Below are 19,556 nucleotides of genomic sequence, written 5' to 3'. Positions count from 1 at the left end.
GGAGTAAATTATGACAGCAATTCGTTATGAATTTATTAAAACTTGTAAACAAACAGGTGCCCGTTTAGGACGTGTACATACGCCGCACGGTTCATTTGATACACCAACGTTTATGCCAGTTGGTACACTTGCAACAGTTAAGACAATGTCACCAGAAGAGTTAAAAGCAATGGATTCTGGCATTATTTTAAGTAATACGTATCATTTATGGCTACGCCCAGGTCACGAAATTATTCGTGAAGCAGGCGGTTTGCATAAATTTATGAACTGGGATCGTGCAATCTTAACGGATTCTGGTGGTTTCCAAGTATTCAGTTTAAGTGACTTCCGTCGTATTGAAGAGGAAGGCGTTCACTTCCGTAACCACTTAAATGGAGATAAATTATTCTTATCACCAGAAAAAGCGATGGAAATTCAAAATGCGTTAGGTTCAGACATTATGATGGCATTTGATGAGTGTCCGCCATTCCCGGCTACTTTTGAATATATGAAGAAATCTGTAGAACGTACAAGCCGCTGGGCAGAACGTTGTTTAAAAGCGCATGAACGCCCACAAGATCAAGGTTTATTCGGTATTGTACAAGGCGGAGAGTTCGAAGAACTTCGTCGTCAAAGTGCAAAAGACCTTGTTTCAATGGACTTCCCTGGTTACGCTGTAGGTGGTTTATCTGTAGGTGAGCCGAAAGATATTATGAACCGTGTACTTGAGTTTACAACACCACTTCTTCCAGATAATAAGCCACGTTACTTAATGGGAGTAGGTTCGCCTGACTCATTAATTGATGGTGCAATTCGTGGTATTGATATGTTTGACTGCGTACTTCCAACTCGTATCGCTCGAAATGGTACATGTATGACAAGTGAAGGTCGCCTTGTTGTAAAGAATGCGAAATTCGCAAGAGACTTCGGTCCGCTTGATCCAAATTGTGATTGCTATACATGTAAAAATTACTCTCGTGCGTACATTCGTCACTTAATGAAATGTGATGAAACGTTCGGAATTCGTTTAACGTCTTATCACAACCTTCATTTTCTGTTAAACTTAATGGAGCAGGTGAGACAAGCTATTCGTGAAGACCGTCTTGGCGATTTCCGCGAAGAGTTCTTTGAACAGTATGGCTTTAATAAACCGAATGCTAAAAACTTCTAATACATAATTTAAAAGGAGGAACAAAAGATGAATCCAGGTATGATGAATATCGTTATGATCGTTGCGATGTTTGCGATTTTCTATTTCTTATTAATTCGCCCGCAACAAAAGCGTCAAAAAGCAGTTGCTCAAATGCAAAATGAGTTAGCAAAAGGTGATGCTATCGTAACAATCGGTGGTTTACACGGTACAATCGAATCAGTAGATGAGACGAAAATCGTTATTAAGTCTGGTGGTTCACACTTAACTTTCGATCGCAATGCGATTCGTGAAGTTGTGAAAAACTAATGAGGAAGGCCCTGCATGAAATATGCAGGGCCTTTTTTAGTTATTTTGTTTTGACATATTTACCCCGAAAACCCCACCGAGTGTACTCGCACCCATTAATGCTAATTGATAAAGTAACTGGGAGTTCGATAAAGTTTGAGAGAAGCCTAAATAGTTAACTAGAAAAACAAGTATAGCGAATGTAAGACCTGTTGTGAAACCTACTAGCCAACCTTTCCCTTGTGCTTTTTTGCCGGCAGTAAATCCGGATATAAGCATAGATAAAAGAGCTAGTATAAAAATAGTAATGGCTAATGTCCCTTCAGTCATATCTGTAAACTTTAATAAAAGAGCCATAACCATGCTAATAATTGATGCAAGAATTAATAAGGTAATAATACCAAAGCCGATTGCAGTTGATAATTTTTTCGTTCCACCCATTTATACATTCCCCCTTTTTAATACAAGCATATTTTCCTTTTGCCTAAGTTAGACTAGTTTCTTTTTGATAGGGGAGTCTATACGTAAAAAAGGAGATGTAGAAATGGAATGGGTATCAATCATTGGCCGGACGATGCTTTTGTATATCATCATATTAATTATTTTTCGTCTTATGGGTAAACGTGAAATTGGAGAGCTAAGTGTATTAGATTTAGTCGTGTTCATTATGCTTGGCGAAATGGCTGTAGTCGCAATTGAAAATACCGATAAATCACTTTGGCACCAATTAGTTCCGATGACTTTTCTGATGTGCATACAAATCATTTTGTCAGTCGTTTCACTAAAGTTTCAGCGATTTCGGCATTTAATAGAAGGTGAACCGGCGATTATGATAAATGCGGGGAAAATTGATGAAAAGAAGATGAGAAAGCAACGTTATAATATAGATGATTTAATGATGCAATTAAGGGAGCAGGGAGTTGGAGATATCCGAGATGTAGAATACGCTATTTTAGAACCATCTGGGAAGTTATCTGTCTTTCAAAAACAAAAAGGTAAACAGGATGCATTGCAGTTTACTCTTCCTCTTATTATTGATGGAGAAATTCAATCGAATCATTTACAAATGATTGAACATACAGACGAATGGCTCATTGGCAAATTAAAAAACATAGGTTACAACGATATCAAACAAATTTTATACTGCAGCTTTCAAAATGGACAATTTTTTGTTGATTTGAAAGAAAACTAGAGGCTTACTATATGAAATAGTAAGCCCGTTTACTTCAAAAATGAAAGTTTTCGAATGATTGGAAGTCGGCTTAACTCTTCTTTTCGAATGAGTTTGAAAGTGAAGAGGAGGACAATATAAACGATTGTTGTTAAAGTGATTTCCCATAATGTTTGTACGCCGAGTGAATGAGAGAAAATCATATATTTATGAAGGTAAAAACCGAAAGAGCCTGCAATACCGATAGCAAGTCCACCGAAAATATAGTCTTTTGCGTAAATGGTAAATGTAATTTTCTTTAAAACAGTAGCGTAATGAAGGAATGTTACCGTTACTATATTTGCAGCGATAGCGAGTGCAACCCCCATCATTTGAAAATCTGGCCTTGAAGCTAGTACAAAAATAACGATTAATTTCACGATAGCGCCAATAAATGTATTCATCATCGCCGCACGTGCTAAGTTTAAAGCTTGTAAAACAGAGGTAAGTGGACTTTGGAAATAATGAAATAAAAAACAAGGTGCAAGAAGCTGGATGAATGCTGTTGCACTATCCGATCCATACATAAGAGTTAAAACAGGAGAAGCAAATACATATAATATAACGACTGACCATCCACCAGTAATTAATGAGATTCTAAGAGCTTGTTGTAAGCGGTGTTCAACTAATTTATGTTGTCTTTTTGCCATAGCTTCACTAATAGATGGGACGAGTGCTGTAGAAAGAGCGTATGTAATAAAGGCTGGCAGTGATAGAAGTGGGAATGCATAACCGTTTAATATACCGTATTGCTGGGTTGCGACAGAGGCAGCAACTCCGGCAATTGCTAAGCTTTGCATAACAACGATAGGTTCAAAAAAATAGGAAACGGAACCGATTAAACGACTTCCTGTAGTTGGAAGGGCAATATCCATAAGAGAATAAAATGTACCCTTGCTTTCCTTTACAGTAGTGAAAAATCCAGAGCGTATAGATAAATGTTTTTCGCGCTGAAATAAAGTGAGTAAAAATAATAACGATGCAACTTCACCGAGAACGGCTGATAACATAGCGCCGGCTGCAGCATATTCTACGCCGTAAGGCAAAAATAACTGGATGCATACAGCGATGATTGTGATGCGAACAACTTGTTCTATAACTTGGGCGTAAGCGCTCGGTTTCATATTTTGTTTCCCTTGGAAATAACCGCGTAAAACAGAAGAAACGGCAATAACAGGAACGACAGGTAAAATGGCCATTAATGGATAATACGTTCGTTCATCCGTTAATAATGTTTTTGCTAAAATAGGTGTGAGGAGCATAATTCCAATTGTTAAAATGATACTAATAACGGATGTAACAGCTAATGATACTGTTAATATTTTTTTAACTCTTTGTTTATCGTTCACAGCTTCAGCTTCAGCTACAAATTTTGCGATTGCGACAGGAAGGCCGATTTGTGTTAATGTAATTGCTAGAATGAATGTAGGAACGGCCATCATATAAAGGCCAACGCCTTCTTCCCCTAAAATACGTGCCATTACAATCCGGTTAATAAATCCAAGGATTTTGGTAATAAAGCCGGCTATCATTAAAATAAATGCGCCTTTTAAAAAGCTTTGTCTCGTCATGGTCTTCTCCTACCTTCTCAAAATCAGTGGAATGATTTACAATAATTTATATGCACGTATGAGACAAGAATGACAAGCATTTAAGAGAGTGGAGTATGAGAGTGCTCTTGAAAGTAGTTATTGCTGTCCATTAGAGCGGGATTAAAAGCGACTTTTCGTGCTGAAATAAGAAGGAGATGTTATATATGTTAGATAGAGAGGCTTTGGTAGAATCGTACCGCGGACAGTTACAAGTCGTTTTAGAAAGTAAAGTAGAGGAGTTCCACATGTTCGGTTATGATCGAGTAACAGATAATGACATTTGGAAGTTTCTTAAAACGAAAAAGTGGAAGAAGATAGACAGTGATGTTAGATTGTATGAATTAGTTAATGACGTATTAACAGTAAGTACTAATGAATATATGACTTATTTAACTGTTGAAGCATATCAAGCGCCACTTTGGTCGTTTGATGAATATGAAAATAAATAACCGACTGCAATTGGTTTGTTCTTCCTTTTGCAGTATAATGATAGGTATTGATAATGAGGAAATAATTATGTCTAAGATTATATATAAAGGGGGTAGTGAAGAGAGAAAATAAATAATGAAAGTGTAGGTATTGTGAAAAACATATCGACACAGCTAGTGATGAACTAGCAAAATTATAGAAAGGAAGTCTACTAACTAGGCGTATGCACACGTGTAAAAGTGAATCGTAAGAGATTTATTTAAAGTGTTAGTAGCAGAAAGAGGGTACATATGGCAAAGCGTGGTACGAGAATTGCCGCCTTTTTCCTCATCGTTTTATTAATCGGTGGAGTCATTGGTGCGGCAGGAAAAGACATAGCAAAAGGAATTAGTTTAGGACTAGACCTTCGCGGTGGTTTTGAAATTCTTTATGAAGTAAAACCGGCCAAAAAAGGTGATAAAATCGATCGAGACGTACTTGTAAGTACAGTAGGCGCTCTTGAAAATCGTGTCAATGTTCTCGGTGTAAGTGAGCCGAACATTCAAATCGAAGGGCAAGATCGAATTCGCGTACAGCTTGCTGGTGTACAAGATCAGCAAAAAGCACGTGAAATGTTATCAACACAAGCGAAATTAACATTCCGTGATGTAGATGACAACCTTCTTATGGACGGAACGGATTTAAAAGGCGGCGGAGCGAAGCAAACATTTGATGATAAAGGTCGTCCAAGTGTTGGACTTGCGTTAAAAAGCGCTGAAAAATTCCGTGGAGTAACAGAAAAGATTTCAAAAATGCCACCACCAACGAATTTAATGATAATTTGGCTTGATTTTGAAGAAGGAAAAGATTCGTATAAAGCAGAATCAGCAAAACCAAATCCGAAGTTTTTATCAGCAGCAACAGTAGAACAAGTATTTAACCAAGCTGAAGTATCTATCGTAGGTGGAAACTTCACAGTTGAAAGTGCGAAAGAACTTTCATCTTTATTAAATGCAGGTGCACTTCCTGTTGATTTAAAAGAAATGTATTCAACATCTGTTGGAGCGAAATTTGGTCAACAAGCATTAGAGCAAACGATTTTCGCTAGTGCGATTGGTATCGCTCTTATTTTCTTATTTATGCTTGTATTCTACCGTTTACCAGGAATTGTAGCGGTTATTATGTTAGGGTTATACATTTTCGTTACATTACTTGTCTTTAACTGGATGCATGCAGTTCTTACGTTGCCAGGTATTGCGGCGTTAGTGCTCGGGGTAGGTATCGCAGTTGATGCGAATATTATTACGTACGAGAGACTGAAAGAAGAGCTGAAAATTGGTAAGTCAATGATGTCAGCATTTCGTGCTGGTAACCATCGTTCATTAGCAACAATTCTAGATGCGAACATTACAACACTTGCAGCAGCTGGTGTACTATTCGTTTATGGTAATAGCTCTGTAAAAGGATTCGCAACAAGCTTAATTGTAAGTATTTTAGTTGGTTTCATTACAAACGTATTCGGTACTCGTTTCTTATTAGGATTACTTGTAAAGAGTCGTTACTTCGATAAAAAACCAGCATATTTTGGTGTAAAACAAAAGGATATTATTCCATTAACAAAAGGTGTAGTACATCCACCAACGAAATTTGATCGTATTAATTTCGTAAATGTCGGTCATAAATTCCTTATCTTCTCGATGGTAGTTGTAATTGCAGGTGCAATTATTTTACCAATTTTCAAATTGAATCTTGGTATTGACTTCGCAAGTGGTACACGTATCGACTTACAATCAAAACAATCAGTTACTGTGGCTGATGTTCATAAAGATTTTAAAGAATTGAACATTGATGTGAAGGAAGAAAATATTGTACCGACTGGAGATGACAATAAAGGATTCGCAGTTCGTACATTAGGTGTTCTATCAAAAGATGAAATTGCGAAAACAAAAACATTCTTCCACGATAAATATGGTACAGATCCAAACGTAAGTACAGTTTCACCGACAATCGGTAAAGAGATTGCACGAAATGCATTTATCGCAGTATTAATTGCTTCTGCGGTTATCATTTTATACGTAAGTATTCGATTCCGATTTACGTATGCATTATCTGCCGTACTTGCATTATTACATGACGCATTCGTTATGATTGTTATATTTAGTATTTTCCAGTTAGAGGTAGACTTAACGTTTATCGCTGCGGTGTTAACAATCATCGGTTATTCTATTAATGACTCAATTGTTACATTTGATAGAAACCGTGAATTATACAAACAGAAAAAACGAGTTCGCGATATAAAAGACTTAGAAGAAATCGTAAATGCAAGTATTCGTCAAACGCTTGGTCGTTCGATTAACACCGTATTAACAGTGTTATTCCCGGTAATTGCGTTACTTATCTTCGGTAGTGAGTCATTACGTAACTTCTCGTTTGCGTTACTTGTCGGATTAGTTGTAGGTACGTACTCTTCTGTTTTCGTTGCTTCTCAAATTTGGTTAATGCTTGAAAATCGTCGTTTGAAAAAGGGCAAAAACAAGAAAAAGGTTGAGAAAGTAGAATCTGAACCGCAAGTATAAAAAAGATGATGTCTCTTTATGAGGCATCTCTTTTTTCGTTTGTGGATACAATAAGATAGCAACTTTTTAGCAGAAGGAAGATGGAAGAAAGTGGTGATGTTATCGCTGTTTTTGTTACAATAAAGTGAAACTTTAATCAGTGGGGGTTTTCTTCATCCCCACTGATTATTAGTTGAACCAATCGGACTTTTATGGGCAGCCCGACCCCCACCTAACTTCTTTGCTTTCGCTGCATTTTGAGGTGGTGGTCTTACTGCCCATTAAAGTGGGATAAAAAGATAGGTTAAGAAAAGAAGGGATTTTAATTATGGAAAAAGATGAACGTTTTAAACAGGCCGAGTTTGGTGCTATTGTCGGGATCGTTGGTAATATTATATTAGCGATTGTAAAGGCGGTAATTGGCTATATTGGGAACAGTAAAGCACTATTAGCGGATGCCGTGCATTCTGCATCAGATGTAATTGGTTCGCTCGCTGTACTGTTTGGATTGCGAGCAGCAAAGCAGCCGCCTGATGAAGATCATCCGTATGGTCATGGTAAAGCGGAATCGATTTCAGCAATTATTGTTGCAGTATTGTTATTTATTGTGGGAATCGAGATAGCGATTTCATCTATAAAAGCCTTTTCACAAGAATTAGAACCACCGAAGGGAATTACGATTTTTGCTGTTGTTCTTTCGATTGTCGTAAAAGAAGGAATGTTTCAATATAAATTCCGATTAGGGAAAAGGGTAAATAGTGATGCAATTATTGCAAATGCATATGAGCACCGTTCGGATGTATTTTCTTCAATTGCAGCTTTAATCGGTATTTGTGCAGCAATTCTCGGTGGTAAGTTTGGGTTAGATTGGCTTGTATATGCCGATCCAATTGCAGGATTATTTGTTTCACTTCTTGTTGCGAAGATGGCGTGGAGTATTGGAGCAGAAGCAATACATGCAACGCTTGATCATGTTCTTCATGAGGAGGATGTGATCCCGCTAAGAGAAGCAGTACTTCAAATAGATGGCGTGAAAAAAATCGGCTCTTTATATGCAAGGGAGCATGGTCATTACGTTATTGTCGATATTAAAGTTTCTGTAGATCCATACATTACTGTAGAAGAAGGGCACCGCATTGGAAAGCATGTGAAAGAAACGCTTATGGAACAAGATAACGTACAAAATGTGTTTGTACATATAAATCCGTATTCTCCAAATTAAATATCATTAACATTTTGGTATATAGATATTGCATCGTAGTTTGCATGATATTGTCACCCCTTAATCTGTCTTGTATAATGAACAGGTTAAGGGGTGATTTCGTGTTACAACCGAAGACGCGTTGGAAAGAAAAAGAATATAATAATGAGCGAGTGAGTGAATTAGCAAGTAAATTACAATTATCACCACTTGTCGTTTCGTTATTCCTCGGTAGAGGACTAGATACAGAAGATAAGATTTTAGATTTTTTAAATACAGAAAATCAAGAATTTCATGATCCATTTTTATTAGAAGGAATGGATAGAACGGTAGAACGTGTAAATAAGGCAGTTCAAAATGGAGAACAAATATTAATATTTGGTGACTACGATGCGGACGGAGTAAGTAGTACGACTGTGTTATATCTTGCTTTGCAAGAATTAGGTGCAGATGTCGAGTTTTATATTCCAAACCGTTTTACAGAAGGTTATGGGCCAAACGAAGAAGCATTTCGTTGGGCACATAGCGCAGGGTTCTCACTAATTATTACTGTCGATACTGGTATCGCAGCAGTGCATGAAGCGAAGGTAGCGAAGGAACTTGGGGTAGATCTTATTATTACAGATCACCATGAGCCGCCACCAGAATTGCCAGAAGCACTTGCAATTATTCATCCGAAATTAGATGGCGGTGTGTATCCGTTTCACTATTTAGCTGGTGTAGGTGTTGCGTTTAAAGTTGCACATGCACTATTAGGCCGTGTACCGGAACATTTATTAGAAATTGCAGTGATTGGTACAGTAGCCGATTTAGTATCACTTCATGGTGAAAATAGATTGCTAGTGAAACGCGGTTTAAAACATATGCGCATGACGAAAAATATTGGATTAAAGGCGCTATTTAAAGTTGCTAACGTTTCGCAAAGTGAAATTACAGAAGAGAGTATTGGCTTCTCACTCGCACCGCGTATTAATGCAGTTGGACGTTTAGAAGATGCTACGCCGGCTGTACATCTTTTATTATCAGATGATCCAGAAGAAGCAAAAGAGCTGGCTGAAGAAATTGATGAGCTGAACAAACTGCGAAAAGATATTGTAAAGCAAATTACAGAAGAAGCTATCGCTGAAGTGGAAAATAATTTTCCGCCTGAAGACAATAAAGTACTAGTGCTTGCAAAAGAAGGGTGGAATCCAGGTGTAATTGGAATTGTCGCTTCTAAATTAGTTGAACGTTTCTATCGTCCGACGATTGTATTAAGTATTGATCCTGTAAAAGAAACAGCAAAAGGTTCAGCACGTAGTATTGCAGGATTTGATTTGTTTGCAAACTTGTCAGATTGTAGAGAGTTATTGCCACACTTCGGAGGGCATCCGATGGCAGCGGGAATGACGCTACATATGAATGATGTAGATGAATTACGCCGCCGCTTAAATGAACAAGCGGATACAATTTTAGCGGAAGAAGATTTTATTCCAATTACATCTGTTGATGTCTTTTGTAAAGTGGAAGATGTAACACTTGCAGCAATTGAAGATATGCAAAAGTTAGCGCCATTTGGTGTTGGAAATCCAAAACCACGTATTGCAGTGAAGGATGCAGAGCTAGAAAGTATTCGAGCAATCGGATCCGACGGTTCTCATTTGAAAATGGCTCTTCGTGATGGACAAGCAACACTGGACACAATCGGATTTGGTTTTGGTGCGTATGCGAAAGAAATTTCTCCAGTTGCAAAGGTATCTGTAATAGGGGAAGCATCTATCAATGAATGGAATAATTTTAAGAAGCCGCAATTAATGGTACAAGATATTGCGGTAGAGGCGTGGCAATTATTTGATTGGCGTAGTATGCGTAACGTAGAAGCGAATGTAGCAGAACTTCCGAAAGAAAAAATAACGATGGTGTATTTTTCTGAAGAGGTATTGAATAAATTTTCTTTAGAAGACTATAAAGAGCATATTATGCATGCATCAGAAGTAACTCATTTAGACGATCAATACATCGTGTTACTTGATTTGCCAAAAGGAACAGATGAATTACGAGATTTATTTAAAGTGGGGTTCCCGTCGCGAATTTATACGCTATTTTATCAAGAGAATAATCATTTATTTAGTACTGTTCCAACGAGGGAACATTTTAAATGGTACTACTCATTCTTGAACCAAAAAGCACCATTTTCTTTAAGACAATATGGAGAACAACTATGTCGACATAAAGGTTGGTCAAAAGATACAGTAAATTTCATGACACAGGTGTTTTTTGAGTTAGAATTTGTTACAATAAAAGATGGCGTCATTTTTATGGCAGACAAAAAACAAAAGCGTGATTTAATTGAATCGAACACATATCGTGAGAAAATGAACCACTTACAATTAGAAAAAGAATTGGTTTATAGCACATATCAGCAACTATATACATGGTTTGAAACGATTCGTAATCATAAAGAAGTAGAACAGTTAGGGTAAAGGATTTGTATTTACAAACCTTTTAGATCTGAGGAGGATTCAGAAATATGGATTTCAAGCAACATATCGCAATTGTACCGGATTATCCAAAAGAAGGTATTGTATTTAAAGACATTACACCGTTAATGAACGACGGTAAAGCATACAAAGCAGCAACAGATGCAATCGTTGAGTATGCAAAGAAAAGAGACATTGACGTTGTAGTAGGGCCAGAAGCACGTGGCTTTATTATCGGTTGCCCAGTTTCTTATGCACTAGAAGTAGGTTTTGCACCAGTTCGTAAATTAGGAAAATTACCACGTGAAGTAATTACAGTTGACTACGGTAAAGAGTATGGTAAAGATGTTTTAACAATCCATAAAGATGCAATTAAGCCAGGTCAACGCGTATTAATTACAGATGATCTATTAGCTACAGGTGGAACAATTGAAGCGACAATTAAGCTAGTTGAAGAACTTGGTGGAGTTGTAGCAGGAATTGCATTCTTAGTAGAGCTTACTTACTTAGATGGTCGTAAAATGTTAGATGGTTACGATGTATTAGTATTAGAAAAATACTAATCACTATATAGGTAAAACTACGGTGATAAAAAGTACCCGTGAATCTCTTGGAGAGGAGCGGGTACTTTTGTATAATTGCACAAAAAAATAAGGTGAAATGTCAGTAAAATCTTTTCCTTTTCACAATTCACAATCATTAGGTTATAATGATAGAATATAATTTATTCTACTTAATTAAGATAAAGTCAATTTTCAATAAAAGGTGATTCGATGGCAAATGAGCAGGTACTAACAGCTGAACAGGTACTCGAGAAAGCAAGTCAATATTTAGCAGATGAAGATATTGAGCTAGTGGCACGTGCCTATGAATATGCACGTGATGCGCATAGCGAACAATACAGAAAATCGGGTGAACCGTACATTATTCATCCAATTCAAGTTGCAGGTATTTTAGTTGATTTACACATGGATCCAGCTACAGTATCAGCAGGTTTCTTACATGATGTAGTGGAAGACACAGAAATTACATTAGAAGATATTGAACGGGAATTTAATAAAGAAATTGCTATGCTTGTCGACGGTGTGACAAAGCTCGGAAAGATTAAATATAAATCTCATGAGCAGCAACAAGCAGAAAACCATCGCAAAATGTTTATTGCAATGGCTCAAGATATTCGAGTTATTTTAATTAAACTAGCTGACCGTCTTCATAACATGCGTACATTGAAACATTTGCCTCAAGAGAAGCAGCGTCGCATTGCGAATGAAACGTTAGAAATCTTTGCACCTTTAGCACATAGACTCGGAATTAGTACTATTAAATGGGAGCTAGAGGATACGTCACTTCGCTATTTAAATCCACAGCAATACTATCGTATTGTAAATTTAATGAAGCGTAAACGTGCAGAGCGTGAAGAATATTTAGACGAAGTAATGACTGGTATTCGTGAGAAATTAAAAGAAGTTGCAATTCAACCTGAGATTTCTGGAAGACCAAAGCATATTTACAGTATTTATCGTAAAATGGCACTGCAAAATAAACAGTTCAATGAAATTTACGATTTATTAGCTGTACGTGTCGTTGTAAATAGTATTAAAGATTGTTATGCAGTACTTGGAATTATTCATACGTGCTGGAAGCCGATGCCAGGTCGTTTTAAAGATTATATTGCGATGCCGAAAGCAAATCTATATCAATCTCTTCATACGACTGTAATTGGACCGAAAGGCGATCCGCTTGAAGTGCAAATTCGTACGACAGAAATGCATGAGATTGCAGAATTTGGGATCGCGGCGCACTGGGCGTATAAAGAAGGAAAAACAGCAGAAACAACAGGTACATTAGAGAAGAAACTTACATGGTTCCGTCAAATATTAGAATGGCAAAATGAAGCTTCTAATGCAGAAGAGTTTATGGAGTCATTAAAAATTGATTTATTCTCTGACATGGTATTCGTCTTTACACCGAAAGGCGACGTAATGGAATTGCCACTTGGATCTGTTCCGATTGACTTTTCGTATCGCGTGCATTCAGAGATTGGAAATAAAACAATTGGTGCAAAAGTAAACGGCAAAATGGTGACGCTTGATTATAAATTAAAAACTGGTGACATCATTGAAATTTTAACATCGAAACATTCGTATGGACCAAGTCAAGATTGGGTGAAACTTGCTCAAACATCTCATGCAAAAAATAAAATACGTCAATTCTTTAAGAAGCAACGTAGAGATGAAAATATTGAAAAAGGCCGTGAACTTGTTGAGAAAGAAGTGCGTAGCCTAGAGTATGAGATGAAAGAAGTGTTAGCTCCTGACAATTTAAAACGTGTTGCTGAAAAATTCAACTTTGCAAATGAAGAAGATATGTTTGCAGCAGTTGGATATAATGGCATCACTGCATCACAAATTGTTACGCGACTAACGGACAAGTTCCGTAAGCAACGTGAAGAAGAAGAGATTGTTGAAGTTAAAGAAGTTCGTAAACCGATGAAAATTCGAAAATGGGATTCTGGCGTTAAAGTAAGTGGTGCGGATAATTTACTAATTCGCTTATCAAAATGCTGTAACCCAGTACCAGGTGATGATATCGTTGGTTATATTACGAAAGGCCGAGGCGTATCGATTCACCGTCGTGATTGTGTAAATGTTCATACAGAAGAAGCTGTAGAACGTTTGTTAGAAGTAGAGTGGGAAGGTAGCCCTGAAAAAGAAATTGAGTATAACGTTGATATTGAAATTTCAGGTTACGATCGCCGTGGTTTATTAAATGAAGTGCTGCAAGCTGTTACAGAGACGAAAACGTACATTTCGGCAGTTTCTGGTAGAAGTGACCGTAATAAGATGGCGACAATTAATATGTCAATCTCTATTCGTAACTTACAGCACTTGAAAAAAGTAGTTGAGCGCATTAAACGCGTTCCAGAAATTTATGCAGTACGACGCATGATGCATTAATAGGGAGTGTAGAAAAGATGAGAGTTGTTTTACAACGATCAAAAGAAGCGTCTGTCACAGTAGACGGTGAGATCGTAGGACAAATTCCGTTCGGTTTAACATTACTAGTCGGCATTACGCATGAAGATACAGAAAAAGATGCAACCTACATTGCAGAAAAAATTGCGAACTTACGTATTTTTGAAGATGAGAGCGGAAAGATGAACCATTCTGTACTTGATGTAGAAGGACAAGTTCTATCAATTTCGCAATTCACATTATATGGGGATTGCCGCAAGGGAAGACGTCCAAACTTTATGGATGCTGCCAAACCTGACTATGCAGAACGTTTATATGATTTCTTTAATGAGGAAGTTCGTAAGCAAGGATTGCATGTAGAAACAGGGACGTTCGGAGCAATGATGGATGTTTCTTTAATCAATGATGGTCCGGTGACCTTAATTGTGGATAGTAAATAGTGTTACTTAAAAAGAGGGGATGATATCATCCTCTCTTTTTTATATATTGTTGTATGTTTTGTTCATTTATCCCGCTATTTGTGGACAATCCCCTGTGGATTAAAGGTTCACTTTCTTTGGCGTTAATAGCTTTTTTGTTTATGTATAACTATCTGATCAATATGGAACAATAAAAAGTAAAACATCCATATTGAATGTGAGGGATATACGTATGCGTATGAATGAAAAAGGGCACTCTGTTACAAATGGTGCAAATCAACTGTTTAACGTGAGTTTTCATGATTTTATTTCGAAAGAGCAAAACAATACTTCAATGGAGCTTGCTTCTGAGTTTGGAATTTCTCTTCAAGATGTAAAGCGTCTAAAGAAGCAAATTGAACGCTCTTAGAGCACTTGACAATCCTACTCAACAAACGTATAGTAATTTTATATTTACATATGAATATAACCGTTGATAGAGAAGAGTAAATGAGACACACATGGAAAGAGAAGAAATGTCTTAGGCTGAAAACATTTCTACATGATGACTAATTGAATGACACTCTAGAGGTTTCAACTTGAACGGCATATATGCTTAGTAGGGATGAACGCACATTTAAGCGTTATTAAAAAAGTGGAAGCATACGTGCTTCAATTAGGGTGGCACCACGGGTATAATACTCTCGTCCCTACTGTTCAAACAGTAGGGGCGGGAGTTTTTTTATTTTTATTAAGATTAAAACAATTTGAGGAGGAACTGAATATGTCTATTCAAATCCCACGCGGAACGCAAGATATTCTTCCAGGCACTGTTGAGTTATGGCAGTATATCGAAGGGCAAGCACGCGAAATTTGCCGTCGCTACAATTATAAAGAAATTCGTACACCAATTTTTGAACACACTGAGCTATTTTTACGTGGTGTTGGTGATACGACAGATATCGTACAAAAAGAAATGTACTCATTCCAAGATCGTGGAGAGCGCAGTTTAACATTACGTCCAGAAGGTACTGCACCTGTTGTACGTTCTTACGTTGAAAACAAAATGTTCGGTGATGCAACACAACCAACGAAATTATACTATATCGGTCAAATGTTCCGTTATGAAAGACCGCAAGCAGGTCGCTATCGTCAATTCGTACAATTCGGTATTGAAGCAATCGGTAGTAACGATCCTGCAATTGATGCAGAAGTAATTGCACTTGCTGTAGAGTTTTACCGCGGCATGGGCTTGAAAAATATTAAAGTTGTATTAAACAGCTTAGGTGATGCAGCGAGCCGTCAAGCACACCGTGATGCGTTAATCGCACACTTCGAGCCACGTATCGGTGAGTTCTGTTCGGACTGTCAATCTCGTTTAGAAAAGAACCCTCTTCGTATTTTAGATTGTAAGAAGGACCGTAACCATGAATTAATGGGAACAGCACCATCTATTACAGAATACTTAAACGAAGATTCAGCAGTATACTACGACAAAGTTCAAGAATTATTAACGATGATGGATGTTCCATTTGAAAAAGATCCGAACTTAGTACGTGGTTTAGACTACTACCAACATACTGTTTTTGAAATTATGAGTGAGGCAGAAGGATTCGGTGCTATCACTACATTAAGCGGTGGTGGACGTTATAACGGACTTGTACAAGAAATCGGTGGACCAGAAATGCCAGGTATCGGTTTTGCGATGAGTATTGAACGTTTAATTATGGCGCTAAAAGCTGAAAACATCGAATTACCAATTGAACATAGTATCGATTGTTATGTTGTAGCGCTTGGTGAAAAAGCGAAAGACCATGCTGCGAAAGTTGCGTTTGATCTTCGTAAAGCTGGATTATCAGTTGAAAAAGATTATTTAGATCGCAAAATGAAAGCACAATTTAAATCAGCAGATCGTCTAAAAGCGAAATTTGTAGCTGTATTAGGGGAAGATGAGCTAGATAAAGGCATCATTAACTTAAAAGATATGACAACAGGCGAACAAGAAGAAGTAGCATTAGATGTATTTGCTTCATACGTAGCAGAGAAATTAATATAGGGGGAACTTACAGTGGCTGAAAGAACACATGCATGTGGAAAAGTAACAGTAGAAGCAGTTGGGCAAACAGTTCAATTAAAAGGTTGGGTACAAAAACGCCGTGATTTAGGTGGATTAATCTTTATCGACTTACGTGACCGTACAGGTATCGTGCAAGTTGTATTTAACCCAGAAACATCAAAAGAAGCGTTAGAAATAGCAGAAACTATTCGTAGTGAATACGTATTGCACGTAGAAGGTACAGTTGTTGAGCGTGGTGAAGGCGCAATTAATGACAATATGGCAACTGGTCGTATTGAAGTACAAGCAACGAAAGTAAACGTATTAAATGCAGCAAAAACAACGCCAATCATTATTGCTGATGATACAGATGCATCAGAAGATGTGCGTTTAAAATATCGTTATTTAGACTTACGTCGTCCTGCAATGTTTAACACATTCAAAATGCGTCACGACGTAACGAAAACAATTCGTAACTTCTTAGACACAGAAGAGTTCTTAGAAGTGGAAACGCCAATTTTAACGAAGAGTACACCAGAAGGAGCTCGTGACTATTTAGTACCAAGTCGTGTACATGATGGTGAATTCTATGCATTACCACAGTCTCCACAATTATTTAAACAGCTTCTTATGGTCGGTGGATTTGAGCGTTACTATCAAGTAGCACGTTGTTTCCGTGATGAAGATTTACGTGCAGACCGTCAACCAGAATTCACGCAAATCGATATCGAAGCTTCATTCTTAACACAAGATGAAATTTTAGATATGATGGAGCGCATGATGACGAAAGTTATGAAGGATGCAAAAGGTGTAGAAGTGAGTGCACCATTCCCTCGTATGAAATATGCTGATGCAATGGCTCGTTACGGTTCTGATAAGCCGGATACACGCTTTGAAATGGAACTAACAGACCTATCTGAATTTGCAGCAGGTTGTGGCTTTAAAGTATTTACAAGTGCTGTAGAAAGCGGCGGACAAGTAAAAGCAATTAATGCAAAAGGTGCTGCGAGCAAATACTCTCGTAAAGATATCGATGCATTAACTGAATTCGTGAAAGTATACGGTGCAAAAGGCCTAGCTTGGCTTAAAGTGGAAGAAGACGGTCTAAAAGGACCAATCGCGAAATTCTTCGGTGAAGAAGAAGCAAACGCGTTAATGGCTACATTAGAAGCTACTGCTGGCGACTTATTACTATTCGTAGCAGATAAGAAGAGCGTTGTTGCAGATAGCTTAGGTGCACTTCGTTTACGTCTAGGTAAAGAGCTTGAGTTAATTGACGAAAGTAAATTTAACTTCCTATGGGTAACGGATTGGCCACTTCTTGAGTACGACGAAGATGCAGATCGTTACTTCGCAGCTCACCACCCATTCACAATGCCATTCCGTGAAGACGTTGAGCTATTAGAAACAGCACCAGAAAAAGCACGTGCACAAGCATATGACCTTGTATTAAATGGTTATGAGCTTGGCGGTGGATCACTTCGTATTTACGAGCGTGACGTACAAGAAAAAATGTTCAAAGCACTTGGATTCTCACAAGAAGAAGCACAAGAACAATTCGGATTCTTACTAGAAGCGTTCGAATACGGTACTCCACCACACGGTGGTATCGCATTAGGTTTAGACCGTCTTGTTATGTTACTTGCAGGTCGTACGAACCTTCGTGATACAATTGCATTCCCGAAAACAGCAAGCGCAAGCTGCTTATTAACAGAAGCTCCAAGCCCAGTTGCAGAAGCACAGCTTGAAGAGCTGAACTTAAAATTAAGCTTAAAAGAAGAGAAGTAAGAATAGGGTCTAGATGGTTATACTAATACCATCTAGGCTTTTTTTGAGAGGAAGTTTAAAAGTCCGGTTTAGATAACTGTCGCATCTCATCGTTACGTATGCTAGTCCGGTGCTCGAGTAGTACTCCTACACTGCGCTCCTCCTAGCATACGTGCCTCGATCTGCTCGGTTCTCTAAATCCTCCTTTTAAACGTATATTGAAAGGGTTGTTTAAAAAGTCCGGTTCAGATGGCAGTCGCATCGCGTCGTTGCTTCGCCAGTCCGGTGCTCGAGTAGTAACGCTACACTGTTGTGCTCCTCCTGGCTTCAGCGCCTCGATCTGCTCGGCCCTCTGAATCCTCCTTTTTAAACCTGTATTTGGGAAGAAATAAAAGTCGGTTTACACTATGTTTTTATGCTCGAAATATGTATTTTTAGGAATTCTATAACTTTTTCTATACAAATAGTCGGAAAAACGCTAGAATACATGGTAGACCATTTTTGTAATAGGAGTGTAGAGCTGAATGTTACATCAATTTTCACGTAATGAATTAGCCTTCGGTAAAGAAGGACTTGAAATATTAAAAAATAGTACAGTCGGTATTTTAGGAATTGGCGGTGTAGGATCATTTTCGGCAGAGGCGTTAGCGCGTTCTGGCGTAGGGCGTCTCGTATTAGTTGATAAAGACGTTGTAGATATTACAAACGTAAACCGTCAAATTCACGCGTTAGTATCTACTGTAGGACGTTCAAAAGTAGAATTAATGAAAGAGCGTATTGCAGACATTAATCCAGAGTGTGAAGTAATTGGACTAGAAATGTTTTATACTGATGAAACATATGAAGAGTTCTTCAAACATGGCTTGGATTTCGTAGTAGATGCATCTGATACGATTACGTTCAAAATTCATTTAATTAAACAATGCTTACGTCGTAAAATTAAAATTATCTCATGTATGGGTGCGGCAAATAAAATGGACCCAACTCGTTTCCGTATTGCAGACATCTCTAAAACACATACAGATCCAATTGCGAAAGTAATTCGTACGAAGCTTCGTAAAGAGGGTATTAAAAAAGGTGTAAAAGTTGTCTTCTCTGACGAAAACCCAATCGTAATTCGTGAAGAAGTACGTAAAGAAATCGTACCAGACGAAAATGCAAAAATTCGTAAAGCGAAATTACCACCTTCATCAAACGCATTCGTACCATCTGTGGCAGGCTTAATTATGGCCAGTCACGTTGTACGTGAACGCATTAAAAATGTAGAAGTGAAACGCGTAGGGCAAGAATAAAATAAAAGCATATATCCATTTCGGATATATGCTTTTTGTATGTATTAAAGAAATAGGGATATTTGCATTACTACTAGTTCAAATGTAAGTAAGGCTAGTAAGTAATGATCATATTTGTCTGATTTATAACCTGAGGTCTTTTTTAAACTATGAATGGTAAAAAGGCCTAACGTTAGAACGAGAATACCGAGTGTTATTTTGAAGGCTACTAATGAAATGGCAATCA

The 19,556-nt window shown here is 37.7% G+C and carries 16 protein-coding genes and 1 other annotated feature; of the genes, 14 read left to right on the top strand and 2 right to left on the bottom strand.

Annotated elements, in window-relative coordinates; genetic code table 11:
• Positions 1–10: 10 nt before the first annotated feature.
• Together tgt and yajC are read left to right on the top strand one after the other, a co-directional pair.
• Positions 11–1,150, top strand: a complete 1,140-nt coding sequence (gene tgt, locus ACTFOB_RS04985; RefSeq protein ID WP_000125362.1) for a tRNA guanosine(34) transglycosylase Tgt — start codon at positions 11–13, stop codon at positions 1,148–1,150.
• 27 nt (positions 1,151–1,177) lie between these two features.
• A complete protein-coding gene (gene yajC, locus ACTFOB_RS04980) occupies positions 1,178–1,438 on the top strand; it encodes a preprotein translocase subunit YajC (RefSeq protein WP_001068064.1) in 261 nt (86 codons plus the stop codon).
• A gap of 36 nt (positions 1,439–1,474) precedes the next feature.
• Here the strand turns inward: yajC and ACTFOB_RS04975 are convergent, their stop codons facing one another.
• On the bottom strand, positions 1,475–1,858 hold the full coding sequence (locus ACTFOB_RS04975; protein WP_151633564.1) for a TIGR04086 family membrane protein: 384 nt from the start codon (positions 1,856–1,858) through the stop codon (positions 1,475–1,477).
• 103 nt (positions 1,859–1,961) lie between these two features.
• Between ACTFOB_RS04975 and ACTFOB_RS04970 the strand changes: the two genes are divergently transcribed.
• Positions 1,962–2,609: a DUF421 domain-containing protein gene (locus ACTFOB_RS04970; RefSeq protein ID WP_440024844.1), complete on the top strand. Its 648-nt coding sequence runs from the start codon at positions 1,962–1,964 to the stop codon at positions 2,607–2,609.
• Positions 2,610–2,638: 29 nt separating this feature from the next.
• Here the strand turns inward: ACTFOB_RS04970 and spoVB are convergent, their stop codons facing one another.
• On the bottom strand, positions 2,639–4,198 hold the full coding sequence (gene spoVB / locus ACTFOB_RS04965; RefSeq protein WP_440024843.1) for a stage V sporulation protein B: 1,560 nt from the start codon (positions 4,196–4,198) through the stop codon (positions 2,639–2,641).
• Between the two features lie 185 nt (positions 4,199–4,383).
• Between spoVB and ACTFOB_RS04960 the strand changes: the two genes are divergently transcribed.
• The 11 genes from ACTFOB_RS04960 (at position 4,384) to ACTFOB_RS04910 (ending at position 19,330) form a co-directional block, all read left to right on the top strand.
• Complete coding sequence (locus ACTFOB_RS04960) at positions 4,384–4,668, top strand: post-transcriptional regulator (RefSeq protein ID WP_440024842.1); 285 nt, start codon at positions 4,384–4,386, stop codon at positions 4,666–4,668.
• A 270-nt stretch (positions 4,669–4,938) separates the two neighbouring features.
• On the top strand, positions 4,939–7,203 hold the full coding sequence (gene secDF / locus ACTFOB_RS04955) for a protein translocase subunit SecDF (protein ID WP_440024840.1): 2,265 nt from the start codon (positions 4,939–4,941) through the stop codon (positions 7,201–7,203).
• 307 nt (positions 7,204–7,510) lie between these two features.
• Positions 7,511–8,404 carry a cation diffusion facilitator family transporter gene (locus ACTFOB_RS04950; RefSeq protein WP_440024839.1) on the top strand — a complete coding sequence of 298 codons (894 nt, stop codon included), beginning with the start codon at positions 7,511–7,513 and terminating at the stop codon, positions 8,402–8,404.
• Between the two features lie 101 nt (positions 8,405–8,505).
• Positions 8,506–10,845 carry a single-stranded-DNA-specific exonuclease RecJ gene (gene recJ, locus ACTFOB_RS04945; RefSeq protein WP_440024838.1) on the top strand — a complete coding sequence of 780 codons (2,340 nt, stop codon included), beginning with the start codon at positions 8,506–8,508 and terminating at the stop codon, positions 10,843–10,845.
• Between the two features lie 47 nt (positions 10,846–10,892).
• Positions 10,893–11,405, top strand: coding sequence for an adenine phosphoribosyltransferase (locus ACTFOB_RS04940; RefSeq protein WP_000346221.1), 513 nt, complete (start codon positions 10,893–10,895; stop codon positions 11,403–11,405).
• Positions 11,406–11,615: 210 nt separating this feature from the next.
• Positions 11,616–13,799: a GTP diphosphokinase gene (gene relA / locus ACTFOB_RS04935; RefSeq protein ID WP_440024836.1), complete on the top strand. Its 2,184-nt coding sequence runs from the start codon at positions 11,616–11,618 to the stop codon at positions 13,797–13,799.
• A gap of 17 nt (positions 13,800–13,816) precedes the next feature.
• Entirely contained in the window at positions 13,817–14,257 is a 441-nt protein-coding gene (locus tag ACTFOB_RS04930) for a D-tyrosyl-tRNA(Tyr) deacylase (RefSeq protein ID WP_001266958.1), read from the top strand.
• 211 nt (positions 14,258–14,468) lie between these two features.
• A complete protein-coding gene (locus ACTFOB_RS04925; RefSeq protein WP_048531368.1) occupies positions 14,469–14,645 on the top strand; it encodes a hypothetical protein in 177 nt (58 codons plus the stop codon).
• A gap of 54 nt (positions 14,646–14,699) precedes the next feature.
• Positions 14,700–14,930 (top strand) — a binding site (T-box leader).
• Between the two features lie 69 nt (positions 14,931–14,999).
• Entirely contained in the window at positions 15,000–16,271 is a 1,272-nt protein-coding gene (hisS, locus tag ACTFOB_RS04920) for a histidine--tRNA ligase (protein WP_097818417.1), read from the top strand.
• A 12-nt stretch (positions 16,272–16,283) separates the two neighbouring features.
• Positions 16,284–18,059 carry an aspartate--tRNA ligase gene (gene aspS, locus ACTFOB_RS04915; protein WP_440024835.1) on the top strand — a complete coding sequence of 592 codons (1,776 nt, stop codon included), beginning with the start codon at positions 16,284–16,286 and terminating at the stop codon, positions 18,057–18,059.
• Positions 18,060–18,562: 503 nt separating this feature from the next.
• Entirely contained in the window at positions 18,563–19,330 is a 768-nt protein-coding gene (locus ACTFOB_RS04910) for a tRNA threonylcarbamoyladenosine dehydratase (protein WP_000903182.1), read from the top strand.
• The last annotated feature ends 226 nt before the right edge of the window (positions 19,331–19,556 follow it).

Source organism: Bacillus cereus group sp. MYBK79-1, from assembly GCF_051915365.1.
Classification (GTDB): domain Bacteria; phylum Bacillota; class Bacilli; order Bacillales; family Bacillaceae_G; genus Bacillus_A.
The sequence above is the reverse complement of the archived record's forward strand: the minus strand, read 5'-3'. Positions and strand labels throughout refer to the sequence as shown.

Coding starts and splice junctions, on each gene's coding strand:
- ACTFOB_RS04930 (WP_001266958.1), top strand. CDS start 13,817: ATGAGAGTTGTTTTACAACGATCAAAAGAAGCGTCTGTCACAGTAGAC.
- ACTFOB_RS04960 (WP_440024842.1), top strand. CDS start 4,384: ATGTTAGATAGAGAGGCTTTGGTAGAATCGTACCGCGGACAGTTACAA.
- tgt (WP_000125362.1), top strand. CDS start 11: ATGACAGCAATTCGTTATGAATTTATTAAAACTTGTAAACAAACAGGT.
- ACTFOB_RS04950 (WP_440024839.1), top strand. CDS start 7,511: ATGGAAAAAGATGAACGTTTTAAACAGGCCGAGTTTGGTGCTATTGTC.
- ACTFOB_RS04910 (WP_000903182.1), top strand. CDS start 18,563: ATGTTACATCAATTTTCACGTAATGAATTAGCCTTCGGTAAAGAAGGA.
- hisS (WP_097818417.1), top strand. CDS start 15,000: ATGTCTATTCAAATCCCACGCGGAACGCAAGATATTCTTCCAGGCACT.
- ACTFOB_RS04975 (WP_151633564.1), bottom strand. CDS start 1,858: ATGGGTGGAACGAAAAAATTATCAACTGCAATCGGCTTTGGTATTATT.
- yajC (WP_001068064.1), top strand. CDS start 1,178: ATGAATCCAGGTATGATGAATATCGTTATGATCGTTGCGATGTTTGCG.
- ACTFOB_RS04940 (WP_000346221.1), top strand. CDS start 10,893: ATGGATTTCAAGCAACATATCGCAATTGTACCGGATTATCCAAAAGAA.
- relA (WP_440024836.1), top strand. CDS start 11,616: ATGGCAAATGAGCAGGTACTAACAGCTGAACAGGTACTCGAGAAAGCA.
- secDF (WP_440024840.1), top strand. CDS start 4,939: ATGGCAAAGCGTGGTACGAGAATTGCCGCCTTTTTCCTCATCGTTTTA.
- ACTFOB_RS04970 (WP_440024844.1), top strand. CDS start 1,962: ATGGAATGGGTATCAATCATTGGCCGGACGATGCTTTTGTATATCATC.
- spoVB (WP_440024843.1), bottom strand. CDS start 4,198: ATGACGAGACAAAGCTTTTTAAAAGGCGCATTTATTTTAATGATAGCC.
- ACTFOB_RS04925 (WP_048531368.1), top strand. CDS start 14,469: ATGCGTATGAATGAAAAAGGGCACTCTGTTACAAATGGTGCAAATCAA.